Source organism: Yinghuangia sp. YIM S10712, assembly GCF_051388935.1.
Lineage (GTDB): Bacteria > Actinomycetota > Actinomycetes > Streptomycetales > Streptomycetaceae > Yinghuangia.
In genome coordinates, this window is the sequence record NZ_JBPKBI010000001.1 from 954,287 (window position 1) to 970,593 (window position 16,307).

Genomic DNA, 16,307 nt, shown 5'->3' on the forward strand with positions numbered 1-16,307 from the left:
GAGTCAAGCTGTGAGCACAAAGAGTAAACGCGCTCAGAGTCTGCGAGGGAAGGTCCGGCATGCACGCGGTAGACGACAGCCACGGCCACGACGACAACGCGCCCCTCGCACGGCCGTACACCGCAGTTCTCACGCCGACGCCCGACGCACGCGCCTATCTCGATCAACTCGCCCGACGCACAAGGCCGTTCAAGCCCCCGCTCGTCGTGCTCCTCGCGTGGGGGACGGACACCACCCACGCGGCTTTCGCGATGCAGCGAGGCACGGTGTACGCCCGCACACTCCGCTACCGCGTACGCGAGACGTTCACCAGTTACTGCGAACACATGCGGGATGCAATGTTGTTCGACATCGCCACACGCCGCTTCGTACGGCGTGAAATCGACTACTCGCGAGCCTGGTGGCTCGTCCCGCACTCGGCGGTCTCGCTGCGAGACCTGGACATGGCACGCACCGCGCAGCAGCAGGCCGACATCGAACAAGCCGCCGCCGAAGGGCTGTTCATGCGCGACGCCGACCACGGCCCGAACGCGCTCAGCCCGGCCTATGACTCCCTCCCGCGTCCGTACTTGCGACAGCCGGACGCCGGCTGAGGGAACCAGGGTGCAGGTCGCAGTGGAACCGAGTGACTTCGCGCCGCACAGCCCCACCCAACCGACATCGCACGGAAAGGAATCACACGATGCCCCAGCTGAAGCACAAGGACCAGACCCCCAGGAAAGAACCGAGTCCGCCCGTCCCTCCGAGCCCCGACACGCACAAGGAGAAGAAGGACGACGGAAAGCACCGGAAGCCGTGACGACCATCGAACGACGGGACTTCATTCCCGATGTGGTGTGGCCCTTCGACACCGAGACCGACACCTACGGTTCCGCCGTCGACAGGGCCACGGCCCCCGAGGCGTGGGAGGCCGCCGTGGCCGCCGATGTCCCGTTGGTGACCCAGTGGGACGACGGTGCGCACGTCGGCCCGGAGCCCGGCCGGCTTGCGTCGTCGTCGGCGTCGATGCCCAAGGCCGTGGCGACGATGCTCGAAGCCGTCGCGGCGGCTCCGGGCATGCACGTCCTGGATGTGGGAACCGGCACCGGTTACACGGCCGCCCGGCTCTCCGAAATCGTCGGTCCCACCGGCTCCGTCGTGACCGTCGAAGTGGACGAACACCTTGCCCGGACCGCCCGCGACAACCTGGCACGCGCAGGTGTAAAGGGCGTGGAGGTCGTCACGGGCGACGGTTTCCGAGGGTGGCCGGCAGGGGCGCCGTACCAGCGCATCCACGTCACCTGTGGGATCCGCGTCGTCCCACGGCATTGGGTGCGGCAATGCGCACCCGGGGCACGCATCGTGATGCCCTGGGGTACGGACTACACGCCGCACGACCGGCTGCTCACGCTCGTTGTGGACGACGACGGAACAGCATCCGGCCGCTTCGGCGCGGGTCTGTCTTTCATGAAAATGCGCTCTCAGCGGCTCAGGTTCGACGGCCACGCGAGCTACGCGCCACCGGGATGGACGGATTCCGGCCGATGCTCGGACAGCGGGCCGACGTTGTCCGAGGCCAGGCAGGTCATCGAGGATGACGGGGCGTTCGCGGTCGGCCTGAGGGTGCCCGACTGCGTCCTGGCCACGGCCGAGGATGACGACGGGAGCGTCTCGATCTGGCTCTACTCGACCCGGGACCGGTCCGTCGCCGTCGCGGCGTTCGGTGAGGACACCGCGCCCGACATCGTCCAGTCCGGTCCGCGTTCCCTCTGGGACGAGGTGGAGCAAGCCCGAAGCTGGTGGGTGGCCAGGGGCCGACCCGAGCCGAAACGGTTCGGGCTGACCCTTCGGGACGACGAGAAGCGCGCATGGCTCGACGACCCCGAAGGCGAATCCTGGACTGTGGGCTGAGCCGACCCGGCCCCGTCCGTGTCGCGATGGCCGATGCGGACGGGGCTTTCCCGCACCCGGCGGTGACCGTGTCCGAGGCCCGGCGCGCGGCGCCACGGTCCGAATTCCGATGCCTTCTACGCGCGTAGGACTTACAGTCTCCCCATGCACAGCCAACACGCCGTCTCGCCCTCGGCCGAGCACATTCGCCGGGCGCCGAAGGTTCTTCTCCACGACCACCTCGACGGCGGCCTGCGTCCGGCCACGATCGTCGAACTCGCCGCGGCGGTTGGTTACGACCAACTGCCGTCCGCCGACCCCGACGCGCTCGGCGACTGGTTCCGCGCGGCGGCGAATTCCGGGTCACTCGAACGCTACTTGGAGACTTTCACGCACACCTGCGCGGTCATGCAGACCCGTGAGGCCCTGATCCGGGTGGCCATCGAATGTGCCGAAGACCTCGCTGCCGACGGCGTGGTGTACGCCGAAGTCCGGTACGCCCCCGAGCAGCATCTCCAAGGCGGTCTCACGCTCGACGAGGTCGTGGCCGCCGTCAACGAAGGCTTCCGGCTCGGTGAGCGCAATGCCTCGGCCCGCGGCCACCGCATCAAGGTCGGCGCGCTGTTGACCGCGATGCGTCACACGGCGCGTTCCCGCGAGATCGCCGAACTCGCCATCCGGTACCGCGATCAGGGCGTCGTCGGCTTCGACATCGCCGGCGCCGAGGCCGGGCATCCGCCCACGCGCCACCTCGACGCGTTCGAGTATCTCCAGCGCGAGAACTTCCACTTCACGATCCACGCGGGCGAGGCGTTCGGCCTGCCGTCGATCTGGGAGGCCGTGCAGTGGTGCGGCGCGGACCGCCTGGGCCACGGCGTCCGCATCATCGACGACATCACCGTGTCCGACGACGGCGGAGTCAGGCTCGGCCGGCTCGCGGCGTACGTCCGCGACAAGCGCATTCCGCTGGAGATGTGCCCGACGTCGAACCTCCAGACGGGCGCTGCCGATTCGTACGGCGACCACCCCATCGGCCTGCTGCGCCGACTGTACTTCCGGGTCACCGTCAACACCGACAACCGGCTTATGAGCGGAACTTCGATGAGTCGCGAATTCGAGCACCTGGTCGAGGCGTTCGGGTACGACCTCGACGACATGCAGTGGTTCACGGTGAATGCGATGAAAAGCGCTTTCATCCCATTCGACGAACGCCTCGCGATGATCAACGAAGTGATCAAGCCGGGTTACGCCGCGCTGCGTTCGGAGTGGCTGTTCCCGCGGTCCTGACCCCCGCTGCATCGGGTGCGCGAGCCCGTGCGCACACGTGCGAACACCTGTGCGGCCAGGCCGTCTTGGCCGGTCCGAAACCGAAACCCGCCTGCCGCTTGCGGTTTTGCGCCCGACGCCCCGCGTTCGCTACGTTTCGTACGCAAGTTATTACGTGGCGTGAAGCCATGTCCGGAAATTGGGGTGCACATGGGATCGGTACGCAAGGTTGCAGTAACAGCCGGGCTCGGCGCGGCGATCGTCACCGGGGCCGCGGCTCCGGCGCTCGCCGACGACCACGCGGCGCCACTGCCGACGGTCCCGAAGGTGGCCGAGGAGAACGCCGGCAGCATCGGTCCGTTCCCCGTCAGCCAGGTGACCGACACGCTGGGCGCCGACACCATCACCGGCGGCCTTGGCGACACGGCCCAGCAGACGCTGCCGATGGAGACGCTGCCCACGGGCATGCTGCCGTCCGTTCCTTCCGGGACGCCGAGCCTTCCCGGCATCCCGGGTATGCCCGGCGCCGCCGACGCGACCGGCCAGCCGGCCCTTCCCGCCGTCCCCGACCTGGGCGTTCCCGGCCTGCCGGGCGTCACCGGCGCGGCGAGCTCCGTCACTTCCGCCCTGCCTGGCCTGCCCGGCCTGCCCGGTCTCTCGGGCGTGCTCGGCGCCGTGGGCTGACAGCGCAGCCCCCGCCGCCGGCCCGCGTCGTTCCCTCGCGACGCGGCCGGCGGCTTTCGCGTGTGCGGCGGCGAGTGCCCGAGCCGGAGCTACGCCGGTTCACTCGCAAGGATGAAAACAGAAAGCTGCGGCAGGGTCAGAAACCGTCGTACAACTCGTGTGCCGCGTTGCCGAGGTAGGGCCCGGTCATCGTCTTCGCCGTTCGCAGCGTGATGCCCAGCGATATGTTGCTGACCAGATAGAGGCGGCCCTCGATCTCGGCGAACCATCCTCCGCCGCTGGACCCCGCGGTCATCGTGCAGCCCATCCACAGCATCGCGGGATCGGGCCAGCCGTCATTTTGGAAGTCGGTGGTCGGCGATTTGCACGTGTACAACCGGCTGCCGTCGTAGGGCTCCTCGCCGGGATACCCGTACGACTCGACGGTCAGGTTGCGCGGCGCGTTGAACATGATCGGCGCGCTCGTCCCCAACTCCTCCTGCAACGACCCCTTGCCCGAAGGCGGTTCGACGATGAACGCCCCGAAGTCGAACGGTGAGGCCACACTGTCGCGTTCCGGGTCGGCGTCGCTGATCCACTGGTCGGGCACCGACACCTCGCGGACCGGCCAGCGGCCGAACGGCATCGCCTCGGCCGAGGTCTCGGCCTTGCCGTCGTAGCCCGGGATGAACGAGATGCGCTTGTAGTAGTCGGCGCCGCGGCCTCCGTGCAGGCAGTGCGCGGCCGTCCACACCATGTTGCCGCTGGGGTGGTCGACCACCGTCCCGCTGCACTCCGCGGGGCCTTCCGGCGTCACGAAGATGATCTTCCCCCGGATCGCCTTCTCCGGTTCGTCGTACGGCTCGTCGACGAGCTGGGCCTGGACCGTCTCGGGGGGCCGGAAATTCGGCGACGAAGGCGCCTCGACGCCTTGCGGTCCGACCGGCTTGGCCTCCCCGACGTTGCCCTCGTCGTCCCAGAAGCGGTTGGTGTCGTCGATCTCCTGGTCCGAATACCGCTTCGACGACATCGCGGACGTCTCGCCCGCCTTGATCGCCAACATCCCGCTGAGGAACAGCCCCAGCACGGTGACCAGCACGCCGCCCGACACGGACAGCGTGATGATCCGGTTCCTCTGGTGCACCGGCCCCACCGGGCCTCCCCCCCTCGCCTACGCCGTCCATCCGCCGTTCGGATGATAAGCGCAGGCCCGATCCCCCGGGCGGGCGCCGTCGCCGCACCCGGGGCCCCGCGTCACCGCTCCTTCGGAAGGACGATCCACAAGGCCAGGTAGAGCAGGAACTGCGGGCCGGGCAGCAGGCACGACACCACGAAGGCGATGCGGACGCCGGTCGGGGACCAGCCGAAGCGGTTGGCGATGCCGGCGCAGACACCGGCGATCATCCTGCCCTCGCGCGGACGTGTCAGCCTGGCGCTCCGCGGCGCTGCGTACATCGACATGGCGGGTGCCTCCTCGGCGCGGTGCGTCCATCGCACCGCCTCCCTTTCGAAGGTACGTCGCACTCATCGCTCTGCCGTCCTCCTCACGGCCGCACTCCGGCTGCGCCCGACGGAGTCGGGGACTCATCCGAACGGCGTAGGGGTCGCCTCGGGGATCCGCCCTACCGGGTGGGTGTCGCCGCCGTCCGGGCCGCCGTGGGCGGCGCCGCGGGCGTGCTGCCGAACGCCGCACAGTCCTGCGCCACGCCCGGCCCCTGCCGCGCGCCGAAGCTGATCGGATGCGACTTGGCCGCATGTTGCAGCGTGCACACGATCTGCCCGAGCGCGAGGGGGTCAAGCGCGTCGAGCGAGGCCAGGTCGAGGCGCACGAGCTCCACGGGATCGTTCGGCAGCGGATCGGCCGGCTTCACACCGCCCGGCGGCAGCGCGGTGCTCCACCCCTGCGCGGCCTCGTCGGCGCTGGGGCCCTGCCCGAGTTCGAGCAGCAGCCGGACGATCAGCGACCAACGCTCCGGGTCGTGCGGCGATGTCGGGCGCATCGTGTTCCGGGCGGGCGTGGGAAGCACGACCGCGCCGCCGCGCTGCACCGCCTGCGGACGCCCGTCACGGATCAGATAGATCGCGTGGTTGGCGGTGCCGGGCGAGGCGGTGTTGCCCTGCGTCGACGGCCGTCTCGCGGGATCACCCGCGTTGATCGGCCCCTCGGTCGCCCGGATGCCGCAGCCCGCGACCAGCAGCACCGCGCCCAGCGCGACGATCAGCGCGAGCACGGGACGCGGGGGCCGGGCCCTCGCGTCCCGCCCCGGGAGTACGGGAAAACGGCGGGCGGTCACCGTGAACCTCCCCGGTTGTGGGTTTCGGGGAACGCGTCACGGTCCGCGGCGTCGGCCGGACCTGCGGGGGCGCCTTCTGTGCCGTCGCCCCGCGAGGGGTCCGGGTCGCCGCCTGCGGCATCACCCGTGTCGGCCGCGGACGCGTGGTCGGCCGTCTGCGCGGTGCCGGTGCCGGTGCCGTTGTCCGAGCCCGCGTCCTGCGGGGTGTGCGAGTCGTCGGCCGCCGAAACCGAGCCTGACTCGGCCGCCTTATCGGACGAGCCGTTCCTGCGACCGCCGAGCCCCGCGTCGTCCGTACCGAAGTCCTCGTCCGGCCACACGCCCGGGTCCGGGTCGTTCGGGTCCGGCTCCCAAAGCTCGGCGTCCGGATCGCCTCCCATACCCCGGTCGTCGTCGGCCGGCGGAACCAGCGGGAGCCGCAGACTGAACTTCGCCCCGCCGCCCGGCACGTTGGAAGCCCGCGCCGTGCCGCCGTGAATACGCGCGTTCTCCATGACGATCGACAGCCCGAGCCCGCTGCCCTCCGAGCGGGCCCGCGAACTGTCCGCCTTGTAGAACCGGTCGAACACGTGCGGCAGCACGTCCTCCGGGATGCCCGGTCCGGTGTCGGAGACGTCGATCACCAGATCCTCCGCCCCCGGCTCGACCAACACCCCGGGTGCGTGCGCGCGCGGCTCGCGGCGGATCTCCACGGTGACCGGCGACCCGCCGTGCCGCAGCGCGTTGCCGACCAGGTTGGACACCATCACGTCGAGGCGCCGCGCGTCGACGCGGGCCACGATGCCGCGCGGCGAGCGCAGGTCCACCGCGTCCATCCACGCGCGGGCGTCGAGGCACGCGGTCACCAGGTCGGCGATGTCGACGTCGTCCAGGATCAGCGCGGCCGTCCCCGCGTCGAACCGCGAGACCTCCATCAGGTCCTCGACCAGCGTCGCGAGCCGGTCGATCTCGGCGACCACCAGCCGCGCGGCGGGCGCGCCCTGCTCGCCGAGCGAGTCCGCCTCCTCTTCGAGAAGTTCGCTCACCGCCGTCATCGCCGCCAACGGCGTACGCAGTTCGTGCGAGACGTCCGCGACAAAGCGCCGGGACGACGCCTCCAACGCGCGCAACTCGGTCACGCTGCGTTCCAGCTTCTCCGCGGCGTCGTTGAACGTCCTCGCCAGATCCGCGAGTTCGTCCGACCCGCTGACATCCAGGCGGGTGTCCAGGCGGCCCGCCCCCAACTGCCGCGCGGCGTCACCGAGTCGCCGTACCGGACGCAGCACGTGCCGCGCGCCGACCAGGGCCAACACCGCCGCGGCACCCAGCGCGAGCACCGCGCCGGTCGTCAGATAGCGGGCGAGTGACGTCAGGTCGGTCTGCTCGGCACGCAGCGACTGGAACATGTAGCCGGTCGGGCCGTCGGGCACGCCCTCCGCGCTGGAGACGACCTTCGTCCCGCAGATCAGATACGGCTCGCCGTCGATGTTCACGCGCTGGAAGTACATGTGGTACTCGCCCCGCGAGTCCGGCGTGTTCACGACCTCCTGGAGGTCCGCAGGCACGTCGGCCACGGTGAACTCGCCGGTACGCGGCGCCGAGTCGCCGTTGCCGACCAGCACCACCTCGTACCCGAAGCTCGTCCCCCGCAACTGCGCCGCGGCAGCCGCAAGCTGCTCCGAATTCGGGTTCGGCGGCAGGTTCTCCGACGCCCGGCCCAACCCGTCGCGGAACTCCTTGATGACCGAGTCCTGCGCACGCTGCAACACCGCGTTGCGCGTCAGCCAGTACGCGATCCCGGACGCCGCGACCGCCGAGATCAACGCGACGATCGCGAACACCGCGAGGATGCGCACACGCAGCGAACTCAGCCGCAGCGCGTGTCCGATCCGCGCGAGGACGGGCCGGTGCGGGCGGGGACGCGACGGCTTCCGCGAGGTCGCCGTCACGGCGGATCGAGGCGGTAACCCACGCCCCGGACGGTGCGAATGAGCGTCGGTGCGGACGGCACCAACTCGACCTTGGCGCGCAGCCGCTGCACACACGCGTCGACCAGCCGCGAGTCGCCGAGGTAGTCGTGCTCCCAGACCAGCCGCAGCAACTGCTGCCGGGACAACGCCTGTCCGGGACGCCTGCTCAACTCGACCAGCAGCCGCAACTCGGTCGGCGTGAGCGACAACTCCTCGCCGCCCTTCGTCACGATCATCGCGTTCCGGTCGACCACCAGGTCGCCGAACACCGACGCGTCCGACACCTCGCGCTCGCCGCGGCGCAGAACGGCTCGGATCCGCGCGTCCAACACGCGTGGCTGGACCGGCTTGACGACGTAGTCGTCCGCTCCGGACTCCAGCCCGACCACGACGTCGATGTCGTCGTTGCGCGCGGTCAGCAAGATGATCGGCAGCGAGTCGGTCCGGCGGATCCGCCGGCACACCTCGAATCCGTCGATGCCGGGCAGCATCACGTCCAGCACGATCAGGTCGGGGCGCTGCTCACGCCACCGCTCCAAGCCGAGTTCGCCGGTGGCTGCGGTCACCACGCGGTGACCCTGGCGGCCCAGGGCGAGTTCGAGGCCGGTGCGTACGGCCTCGTCATCCTCGATCAGCAACAGGTAGGGCACGCGAGCCATTGTGTCTGACGTCACGGGTGGGAAGAACACGGGGCTGCGTTACGCGGTTCGCAGGGCTGGGGCCCTGTTGCACATCTGTGACACGGGGGGGACGGTCCGATGAAGCCCGACCAGCAAAGTTGTCCCCGTGAACGAAGCTCGCGTTGGAGCAGGTGTTGGGGGAGGAACCATGCAGTCACAGATCGAACGCCAGGACAATCGCCGTACGGTCGTCGCGCTGGCCGCGGTGCCGAGCGACGGGGGGACGGCGTCGCGCGTCGCGGTGCAGGACACCGGCAGCATCGACGACGACTTCACGGCGTACGTGCGGGAGCGCCGCTCGGCGCTGTTCGCCACCGCGTACCACCTGACCGGGGACCGCAACGAGGCCGAAGACCTCTTGCAGAGCGCCCTGATGAGCACCTACCAGGCGTGGGGCCGCATCCAGGACAAGGCCGCGCTCGGCGGCTACCTGCGCCGCACGATGACGAACCTCCACATATCGGCCTGGCGTCGCCGCCGCATCGGCGAGTACCCGACCGAGGAGATGCCCGAGCGCCCCGACGGCTCGGACTCGATGGGCGACACGGAGTTGCGCGCGGTGCTGTGGTCGGCGCTGGCCAAGCTGCCCGAGCCGCAGCGCACGATGCTCGTGCTGCGCTACTACGAGGGCCGGACGGACCCCGAGGTCGCCGAGGTCCTCGGTGTCTCGGTCGGCACCGTCAAGAGCAGCATCTGGCGCGCGCTGCGCCGGCTGCGCGAGGACGAGGCGCTGAGCTTCGGCGCGGACGAGGCGTTCGCGGAGCTCGTCGCCTGACCCGTTGCCCGCATGGGCGGGTGCTGCGCGACGTCGAGTGTTCACATCGGTCCGGGGGGGCTTGATGGGGACCTGGAGTCCCGGGTGTGGTCCGTCGGACCGGCCCGGGACTTCGTCGTTTCCCGGGTTGGTGCGCGGCGCCGGTGCGGTGGTTCCTTCGGTTGCGGGGTTACGCGGATGAGGACGGCACTGTGACGGATTTGGTTCCGTGGCACGGCGGTTCTGTGGCGAATCGCCGCCGTTTTGCCCTGGGCCGGTGAACTTCGCTACCCTGCGTGGTTATTCGGGTGCTGTGTGTGCCCGCGGCGGTCTGCGTGTGCCGGCCGCGTACCGTTCGGCCTGTACGGAAGGACCCGCCATGGCTTCGGCTCTGCGTACCGTGATGACCGTGTCGATCGGGGCCGCCGCCGCCCTCGGCGCCGGTGCCTCGTCGGCGAGCGCCGCCACTCCGGCGGTCTCCCTGGCCCCCGTACAGGTGCAGCCGGCGCTCGGCGCGGCTGTTCCGGCCACGGTCGGCCCGGTCATGACCGCGGCGCTCAACCCCCTTGCCGGGACCGGGTTCAACCCGATCGACAACGCGGTCGGCACCCAGGTCGGCGACCTGCCGGTGAGCACCTCGTTCCTCACCGGAGAGCTCGCGGGCGGGACGAACCTCCAGGAGCTGCTGGGCGGTTGATCGGCCGGCGGGTCCGCGGGCCGGCCCTGCCGCAGGCGGAGGTTTGGTAACAGGCCCGAAGCAGAAGGCACTTCCGCGCGGCGCGGCATCGCCGCCGGGCCGCGTTCCCGGACACACAAGCGACAAAGAGATGGGCCCACCGGAGTTCGCCGATGGGCCCAACCTCTCTGCCATGGGTGAGAGTTCAGTTGCCCGTCGGGTGCCAGACCGTGCGGATCTCGGTGAAGGCGAGCATGCGGCCCACGCCGGGGTCCGCGGCCCAGTCGGGCTCCCTCGCCTCGGGGCGCAGAACACGCTTGAGGTTGTCGGCCGCGGCGATCTCCAGGTCGCGCACCGACGCGACGCCTGCGGTGTGCGACGCGCCCGCCAGGTCGATCGCGTTGACGTCCTGGTGGGCCGCGAGCCACGGCGCGATCTCGGCGACGGGGCCGCTGAGGATGTTCACCACACCGGCGGGTACGTCGGAGACCGCCGACACTTCGGCGAACGCGAGCGCGGGCAGCGGCGCCTTCTCGGAGGCGAGGACCACGGCGGTGTTGCCGGTGGCGACAACCGGGGCGAGAACGCTGGTCAGGCCCAGGAGCGACGACTTCTGCGGCGCGACGACCGCGACCACGCCGGTCGGTTCGGGGGTGGACCAGTTCGCGTACGGTCCGGCCACCGGGTTCGCGCCGCCGGCGATCTGGGCGAGCTTGTCGGTCCAGCCCGCGTACCAGACCCAGCGGTCGACCGCCGCGTCCACGGCGGCCAGTGCCTTGTTGCGGCCGGTGCCTTCCGCGGCGCCGACCTCGGCGGCGAACTCGTCGCGCCGCGCCTCCAGCATCTCCGCGACGCGGTACAGGACTTGGCCCCGGTTGAAGGCGGTCGCCCCCGACCAGCCGGGGTAGGCCTTGCGCGCGGCGACGACCGCGTCCCGCGCATCTTTGCGCGTGCCGCGCGGCGCGTTGGCGAGCGGGCGGCTCTTGGTATCGGTCACCGGATACACCCGTCCGCTCTCGGAGCGGGGGAACTTGCCCCCGATGAACAACTTGTAGGTCTTGTTGACCGCAAGGCGCGCGGTACCGGAACTGCGCATGAGCTTGTCGGACATCTCAGACATTCAGGTACGCCTCCAGGCCGTGCCGACCGCCTTCGCGGCCGAACCCGGACTCCTTGAACCCGCCGAACGGCGAGGCCGGGTCAAAGCGGTTGAACGTATTGGTCCACACGACCCCGGCACGCAGCCGCTGCGCGGTCCACAGCGCCTTCGCGCCTTTCTCCGTCCACACGCCCGCCGACAGGCCGTAGGGCGTGTTGTTCGCCTTCTCGACCGCCTCCGCGGGCGTGCGGAAGGTCAGGACGGACAGCACGGGCCCGAAGATCTCCTCCCGCGCGATGCGGTGCGCCTGGGTGACCCCCGTGAAGACGGTCGGCGGGAACCAGAAGCCCTTCGAGGGGAGTTCGCACGGCGCGGTCCAGCGCTGGGCCCCCTCGTCGTCGCCGGACGCCGCGAGGACCTTGATGCGGTCGAGCTGAGCGGCCGAGTTGATCGCGCCGACGTCGGTGTTCTTGTCGAGCGGGTCGCCGAGCCGCAGCGTCCGGAGGCGCCGGGTGAGCATCGCGAACACCTCGTCGGCGACGGACTCCTGCACGAGCAGGCGCGAACCGGCGCAGCACACCTGGCCCTGGTTGAAGAAGATGCCGTTGACGATGCCCTCGACCGCGGAGTCGAGTGCGGCGTCGTCGTAGACGATGTTGGCGGCCTTGCCGCCGAGTTCGAGAGTCAGCTTTTTGCCGGTGCCGGCGACCGTCCGGATGATCTCCTTGCCGACCTCGGTCGATCCGGTGAACGCGACCTTGTCGACGTCCGGGTGCGCGACGACCGCGCGTCCGGTGGGACCCGCGCCGGTCACGATGTTGACGACGCCGGGCGGCAGCCCGGCCTCGACGCAGATCTCGGCGAAGCGCAGGGCCGTGAGCGGGGTGGTCTCGGCCGGCTTGAGGACCACGGTGTTGCCCGTGGCCAGTGCGGGTGCGATCTTCCAGGCGAGCATCAGGAGCGGAAAGTTCCACGGGATGACCTGGCCGGCGACGCCGTGCGGCTTCGGGTTCGCGCCGAAGCCGGCGTACGCGAGCTTGTCGGCCCAGCCCGCGTAGTGGAAGAAGTGCGCGGCGACGAGCGGGATGTCGACATCGCGCGACTCGCGGATCGGCTTGCCGTTGTCCAGCGTCTCCAGCACCGCGAGTTCGCGGGCGTGCTCCTGGACCAGGCGCGCGATGCGGAAGAGGTATTTGGCGCGTTCGGCGCCCGGGAGCGCGGACCAGGCCTTGAACGCCTTGCGGGCGGCCTTGACCGCGCGGTCCACGTCGGCCTCGCCGCCGATGGCGACCTCGGCGAGGACTTCCTCGGTGGCCGGATTGACGGTCTTGAATGTGGCGCCGTCGGCGGCCTCGGCGAATCTGCCGTCGATGAACAGCCCGTACGAGGGTGCGATGTCGACGGCGGCGCGGGACTCGGGCGCGGGGGCGTACGCGAACCCCCGGCCGGTCGTGGATGGGGAAGTGGTCACGGTTCAGTCCACCGTCACGTAGTCGGGGCCGGAGTAGCGGCCGGTCGCCAGTTTTTGACGCTGCATCAGCAGATCGCCCAGCAGGCTCGACGCGCCGATGCGGAACCGGTCGGGAGTGAGCCAGTCGGGGCCCGTCGTCTCGTTGACCAGCACGAGGTACTTGATCGCGTCCTTGGTCGTGCGGATGCCGCCGGCCGCCTTGACGCCGACGGAGCGGCCCGTCGCGTCGTGGAAGTCGCGTACCGCCTCCAGCATCACGAGCGTGACCGGCGGCGTCGCGTTGGTCGCGACCTTGCCGGTCGACGTCTTGATGAAGTCGGCACCGGCCAGCATGGCGAGCCATGACGCCCGGCGCACGTTGTCGTACGTCGCCAGCTCGCCGGTCTCCAGGATCACCTTCAGGTGCGCGTCGCCGCAGGCGGCCTTGACCGCGACGACCTCGTCGAAGACCTGCCGGTAGCGACCGGCGAGGAAGGCACCCCGGTCGATGACCATGTCGACCTCGTCGGCGCCGTCGCGCACGGCCTGCCCGACGTCGGCCAGTTTGACGTCGAGCGCGGCGCGCCCGGACGGGAAGGCGGTCGCGACGGAGGCGACCTTGACGTCCGAGCCCTTGCCGCCGAGGGCTTGCCTGGCCTCGGCGACGAGGTCGGGATAGACGCAGATCGCGGCGGGGCGCGGGGTGTCGGGGGCGCTCGGGTCGGGGTGGCGGGCCTTGGCGCACAGGGCTCGGACCTTCCCCGGCGTGTCGGCGCCTTCGAGGGTGGTCAGGTCGATCATCGCGATGGCGAGATCGATCGCGAACGCTTTGGCGTCCTTCTTGATGGAACGCGTCCCGAGCATGGCGGCGCGTGATTCCGCACCCACCGCGTCGATGCCGGGAAGCCCATGGAGGAACCGGGCGAGCGCCGCGTCGGACGACGTCACCTCGGCGGGGTCGGCGGGGAAGGCAGACAGCATGGTCACCAGAGGAGCATATCTACACGCGTAGCTGCGGGGCCGGGTTCACGGTTGACGGGTTCCGACGGCGGTGCTGCGCATCCGGGACGCTGCGGAACCCACTTGGGAGCGTGGCTGCGGGCGAATCGGATCCGAGCCGACCAGGGGCGGTCTCGGGTCGAACACGGCTTTCGAACGCGGTGGCGTCTGCGTTCGTTGGGGTGGTTGGGCGCCGTGGGCGGCACTGTCCGAACCCGGAGAACGTTCCCGAGGTAAGGAAGGGAGTCGGGCGGGAGCGGGGGGCTTGGGGCCCGGCGCCCGTCGTGGGGGAGAATCCCCTTTATGGACAGCGACGACGGGGTCACCACCTACCGGTCACGGCCGGCTGTTTTCACCGGGGTCGTCCTGGTGGCCGTCGGCGTGTGGCTGATGATCGACAGCGCGGTGCGCGACGGGGGCAAGACCACGATGACCGTGGTCGGTGCCGTCCTCGCGGTCGGCGCGGTGGCCGTCGCGCTGACGTTGCGCGCGGCGGCCTTCGCCGGGCCGGACCGGCTGCGGATCCGCAACCCGTTCCGCACGATCGACATCCCATGGAGCGAGGTGCGCGAAGTGCGCGCCGAATACTCCCTCGAAGTGCGCACGTCCGGCGACCGCAAGTTCCACGTGTGGGCGATCCCGGTCTCCTTGCGCGAGCGCAAGCGGGCGATGCGGGTGAACGCCCGTTCGCAGGCGGAGGACCCGTACGGCGGACAGCACCCCACCGTGCCGCAGGCCGCTCTGGCGGATCACGCGGTGGCGGACTTCCGGGGCATGGCCGAGCAGTTCCGCAAGACGTCGACGGGCGACGTCAAGGCGGTCTGGTACTGGCCGGTGCCGGCTGTGGTCGCCCTGGGCGCGGCGCTCGCGATCGTGGGCTCGACCGTTTGAGTTTCGGCTGTCTGAGTTTCGCCTGCCTGATTTTCGGGACTGTTTGGCGTTTCGGGAGCGGTTGAGTTTCGGGAGCGCCTGAGTTTCGGGGGGGGGGGGGGGAGAAGAAGGGAAAGTGGGAGAAGAAACGAACCTCCCCCACCCCCCCCCCCCCCCCCCCCCCCCCCCCCCGCTCCCGGCCCTTCCCGGCTCAGAGGCAGCTCACCGTGAACGACGTGAACGTTGCATGAAATTGCCCGGAATTCGGGGTATTGAGCACCGTCATTCCCGCGCGTGCCCCGTTCGACGTGAACGGGGCTTCTCCCGGCAACTGCTCCCACAGCGCGTCGTCCTTCGCCCGCCACTGCGCGGTCACGATGTCGCCCCTGCGCTCCAGTCGCAACGTCACCGTGTCAGCTTCGGTTTTGACCACGTCGCCCGGTTCGTTGACGAACGGGGTCGTCAGTTTGTAGTGGGCACCGTTCAGGAAATATTCGAAAGCGATCGAGTTGAAGCTGCCGAAGCCGCGTTCAAGGCGGATGTAACTGTTCTTGTTCGCGAACAGCAGTAGACCCGCCGACTGGTAACTCCGCTGCGGATTCACCGAGACACGCGTCTCGATCGCGAAGTCGCCGTTGACCGGGACGCTGGAGAAGGGCGCGGTCACATTGCCCTGGAAGTCCGCCCGCGCGTCCGCCCCCGGCCCTGCGGTGATGGTGTAGCCGTTGACGGAAGTCGTGGGCGTGACCATGGTGTTGGCCGGTGAGAACTCAGGGCGGGGCGTGCCTTTGGTGAAGTCGGCACCGATGGCCCCGCACGCCGTGTCCGGCGTTGCGGTCGGCGGCCCGCTCGTGGCGCCCGCGCTCGTCTGAAGCCCGCTTGCGCCGCCGTTGTTCGAGGCCTGACCGTCCCCACCGCTCTTCTCGTCGTCGAGCAGCCCCGGCACGACCACCGCCGCCGCGATGCCGATCGCCGCGACCGCCAGCGCCGCGACGACGACCCTGCGACGCTTCTTCCGCGTTCCCGAGCCGGCGGCACCGCTCGCAGGCGGCCTCTCGCTCACCGGGAATTCCCTTGGCGGGTAAGTCGATTGCCCGTACGTCACCTGGCTGTACGGTCCGGGCGCGGCGGGCCTGGGCGGCAGGCCGGCGTACGCACCCGCTCCAAGCTCGGTCGGCTCCGCGCCCCGGCCTTCCGGCGGAACGGTGCCCGCGGGCGCCTGTCCCGCGCCCCCGCTCTCGCCGCCCAGTGGGTTCTCCGACAACAACGCGGCGGACTGCGCGACCACGAGATCGGTCAGCGGCTGCGGCAGCCACGCGCCGCCGCTGTCGCCTTCCAGCCCCAACACACCCAACTGCTCCAGGATCCGACGCGGCGTCGGTCGTTCGTCCGGATCCTTGACCAGCATGGAGGCAACCAGCGCCCGGTAGCGTTCCGGCACTCCGCCGAGATCCGGTTCGCCGTACAGAACCTTGAACAGCAGCTCAGTGAACACCCCGTCACCGAACGGGCTGGTCCCCGTCGCGGCGTACGTGAGGACCGAGCCGAGCGCGAACACGTCGGTCGCGGGCCCGATCTGCCCGCTCCCGGCCTGCTCCGGCGCGAGGAATCCGGGCGAGCCCACCAGAAACCCCGTACGCGTGATCGTCCCGCCTTCGAGCGCACGCGCGATCCCGAAGTCGATCAATCGCGGCCCGTCCGCGGCGAGTATCACGTTCGCCGGCTTGAGGTCGCGGGG

At 70.3% G+C, this 16,307-nt stretch carries 16 protein-coding genes; 7 read left to right on the forward strand and 9 right to left on the reverse strand.

Annotation, left to right across the window (positions count from 1 at the left end; translation table 11 throughout):
- Positions 1 to 59 precede the first annotated feature (59 nt).
- The 4 genes from ACRX5W_RS04455 to ACRX5W_RS04470 all read left to right on the forward strand — a co-directional run bounded on the left by ACRX5W_RS04455 (position 60) and on the right by ACRX5W_RS04470 (position 3,819).
- Positions 60 to 593, forward strand: coding sequence for a hypothetical protein (locus tag ACRX5W_RS04455; protein WP_436786553.1), 534 nt, complete (start codon positions 60 to 62; stop codon positions 591 to 593).
- Positions 594 to 795: 202 nt separating this feature from the next.
- Positions 796 to 1,890, forward strand: a complete 1,095-nt coding sequence (locus ACRX5W_RS04460) for a methyltransferase domain-containing protein (RefSeq protein WP_436786554.1) — start codon at positions 796 to 798, stop codon at positions 1,888 to 1,890.
- A gap of 144 nt (positions 1,891 to 2,034) precedes the next feature.
- Positions 2,035 to 3,156 carry an adenosine deaminase gene (locus ACRX5W_RS04465; RefSeq protein ID WP_436786555.1) on the forward strand — a complete coding sequence of 374 codons (1,122 nt, stop codon included), beginning with the start codon at positions 2,035 to 2,037 and terminating at the stop codon, positions 3,154 to 3,156.
- Between the two features lie 189 nt (positions 3,157 to 3,345).
- Positions 3,346 to 3,819, forward strand: a complete 474-nt coding sequence (locus tag ACRX5W_RS04470) for a hypothetical protein (RefSeq protein WP_436786556.1) — start codon at positions 3,346 to 3,348, stop codon at positions 3,817 to 3,819.
- Positions 3,820 to 3,955: 136 nt separating this feature from the next.
- Here ACRX5W_RS04470 and ACRX5W_RS04475 read toward each other — a convergent pair whose 3' ends face one another.
- The 5 genes from ACRX5W_RS04475 to ACRX5W_RS04495 form a co-directional block, all read right to left on the reverse strand.
- Positions 3,956 to 4,942, reverse strand: a complete 987-nt coding sequence (locus ACRX5W_RS04475; RefSeq protein ID WP_436786557.1) for a trypsin-like serine peptidase — start codon at positions 4,940 to 4,942, stop codon at positions 3,956 to 3,958.
- 110 nt (positions 4,943 to 5,052) lie between these two features.
- Positions 5,053 to 5,259: a PspC domain-containing protein gene (locus tag ACRX5W_RS04480; RefSeq protein WP_436786558.1), complete on the reverse strand. Its 207-nt coding sequence runs from the start codon at positions 5,257 to 5,259 to the stop codon at positions 5,053 to 5,055.
- A 161-nt stretch (positions 5,260 to 5,420) separates the two neighbouring features.
- The gene (locus ACRX5W_RS04485) at positions 5,421 to 6,092 is read right to left on the reverse strand and encodes a hypothetical protein (RefSeq protein ID WP_436786559.1); all 672 of its coding nucleotides are present in this window, start codon (positions 6,090 to 6,092) and stop codon (positions 5,421 to 5,423) included.
- Positions 6,089 to 8,020 (reverse strand): ATP-binding protein, encoded by a 1,932-nt coding sequence (locus ACRX5W_RS04490; RefSeq protein ID WP_436786560.1) that lies wholly within the window; start codon positions 8,018 to 8,020, stop codon positions 6,089 to 6,091. Before ACRX5W_RS04490 ends, ACRX5W_RS04485 begins: the two co-directional genes overlap by 4 nt.
- A complete protein-coding gene (locus ACRX5W_RS04495) occupies positions 8,017 to 8,691 on the reverse strand; it encodes a response regulator transcription factor (RefSeq protein ID WP_281475360.1) in 675 nt (224 codons plus the stop codon). The genes ACRX5W_RS04490 and ACRX5W_RS04495 overlap by 4 nt, the downstream gene beginning before the upstream one ends.
- A gap of 178 nt (positions 8,692 to 8,869) precedes the next feature.
- Here ACRX5W_RS04495 and ACRX5W_RS04500 point away from each other — a divergent pair, with 178 nt between their 5' ends.
- Both ACRX5W_RS04500 and ACRX5W_RS04505 read left to right on the forward strand, forming a co-directional pair.
- Positions 8,870 to 9,496, forward strand: coding sequence for a SigE family RNA polymerase sigma factor (locus tag ACRX5W_RS04500; protein ID WP_436786561.1), 627 nt, complete (start codon positions 8,870 to 8,872; stop codon positions 9,494 to 9,496).
- A gap of 358 nt (positions 9,497 to 9,854) precedes the next feature.
- Positions 9,855 to 10,172 (forward strand): hypothetical protein, encoded by a 318-nt coding sequence (locus ACRX5W_RS04505; RefSeq protein WP_436786562.1) that lies wholly within the window; start codon positions 9,855 to 9,857, stop codon positions 10,170 to 10,172.
- A 184-nt stretch (positions 10,173 to 10,356) separates the two neighbouring features.
- Here the strand turns inward: ACRX5W_RS04505 and ACRX5W_RS04510 are convergent, their stop codons facing one another.
- The 3 genes from ACRX5W_RS04510 to deoC are packed head-to-tail and all read right to left on the reverse strand — an operon-like array spanning position 10,357 to position 13,681.
- Positions 10,357 to 11,262: an aldehyde dehydrogenase family protein gene (locus ACRX5W_RS04510; RefSeq protein ID WP_436786782.1), complete on the reverse strand. Its 906-nt coding sequence runs from the start codon at positions 11,260 to 11,262 to the stop codon at positions 10,357 to 10,359.
- Position 11,263: 1 nt separating this feature from the next.
- On the reverse strand, positions 11,264 to 12,721 hold the full coding sequence (locus tag ACRX5W_RS04515) for an aldehyde dehydrogenase family protein (RefSeq protein ID WP_436786563.1): 1,458 nt from the start codon (positions 12,719 to 12,721) through the stop codon (positions 11,264 to 11,266).
- Between the two features lie 3 nt (positions 12,722 to 12,724).
- A complete protein-coding gene (deoC, locus tag ACRX5W_RS04520) occupies positions 12,725 to 13,681 on the reverse strand; it encodes a deoxyribose-phosphate aldolase (protein ID WP_436786783.1) in 957 nt (318 codons plus the stop codon).
- Positions 13,682 to 14,002: 321 nt separating this feature from the next.
- On the opposite strand from deoC, the gene ACRX5W_RS04525 reads away from it, so the two are divergent.
- Positions 14,003 to 14,590 carry a PH domain-containing protein gene (locus tag ACRX5W_RS04525; protein ID WP_436786564.1) on the forward strand — a complete coding sequence of 196 codons (588 nt, stop codon included), beginning with the start codon at positions 14,003 to 14,005 and terminating at the stop codon, positions 14,588 to 14,590.
- A gap of 190 nt (positions 14,591 to 14,780) precedes the next feature.
- On the opposite strand, the gene ACRX5W_RS04530 is transcribed toward ACRX5W_RS04525, so the two are convergent.
- A partial coding sequence (locus tag ACRX5W_RS04530) for a protein kinase domain-containing protein (protein ID WP_436786565.1) occupies positions 14,781 to 16,307 on the reverse strand: 1,527 nt, incomplete at its 5' end.

Excerpts from the sequence above, each read along its gene's own strand:
- ACRX5W_RS04455 (WP_436786553.1), top strand. The coding sequence starts at position 60 with ATGCACGCGGTAGACGACAGCCACGGCCACGACGACAACGCGCCCCTC.
- ACRX5W_RS04465 (WP_436786555.1), top strand. The coding sequence starts at position 2,035 with ATGCACAGCCAACACGCCGTCTCGCCCTCGGCCGAGCACATTCGCCGG.
- ACRX5W_RS04470 (WP_436786556.1), top strand. The coding sequence starts at position 3,346 with ATGGGATCGGTACGCAAGGTTGCAGTAACAGCCGGGCTCGGCGCGGCG.
- ACRX5W_RS04480 (WP_436786558.1), bottom strand. The coding sequence starts at position 5,259 with ATGTCGATGTACGCAGCGCCGCGGAGCGCCAGGCTGACACGTCCGCGC.
- ACRX5W_RS04500 (WP_436786561.1), top strand. The coding sequence starts at position 8,870 with ATGCAGTCACAGATCGAACGCCAGGACAATCGCCGTACGGTCGTCGCG.
- ACRX5W_RS04505 (WP_436786562.1), top strand. The coding sequence starts at position 9,855 with ATGGCTTCGGCTCTGCGTACCGTGATGACCGTGTCGATCGGGGCCGCC.
- ACRX5W_RS04510 (WP_436786782.1), bottom strand. The coding sequence starts at position 11,262 with ATGTCCGACAAGCTCATGCGCAGTTCCGGTACCGCGCGCCTTGCGGTC.
- deoC (WP_436786783.1), bottom strand. The coding sequence starts at position 13,681 with ATGCTGTCTGCCTTCCCCGCCGACCCCGCCGAGGTGACGTCGTCCGAC.
- ACRX5W_RS04525 (WP_436786564.1), top strand. The coding sequence starts at position 14,003 with ATGGACAGCGACGACGGGGTCACCACCTACCGGTCACGGCCGGCTGTT.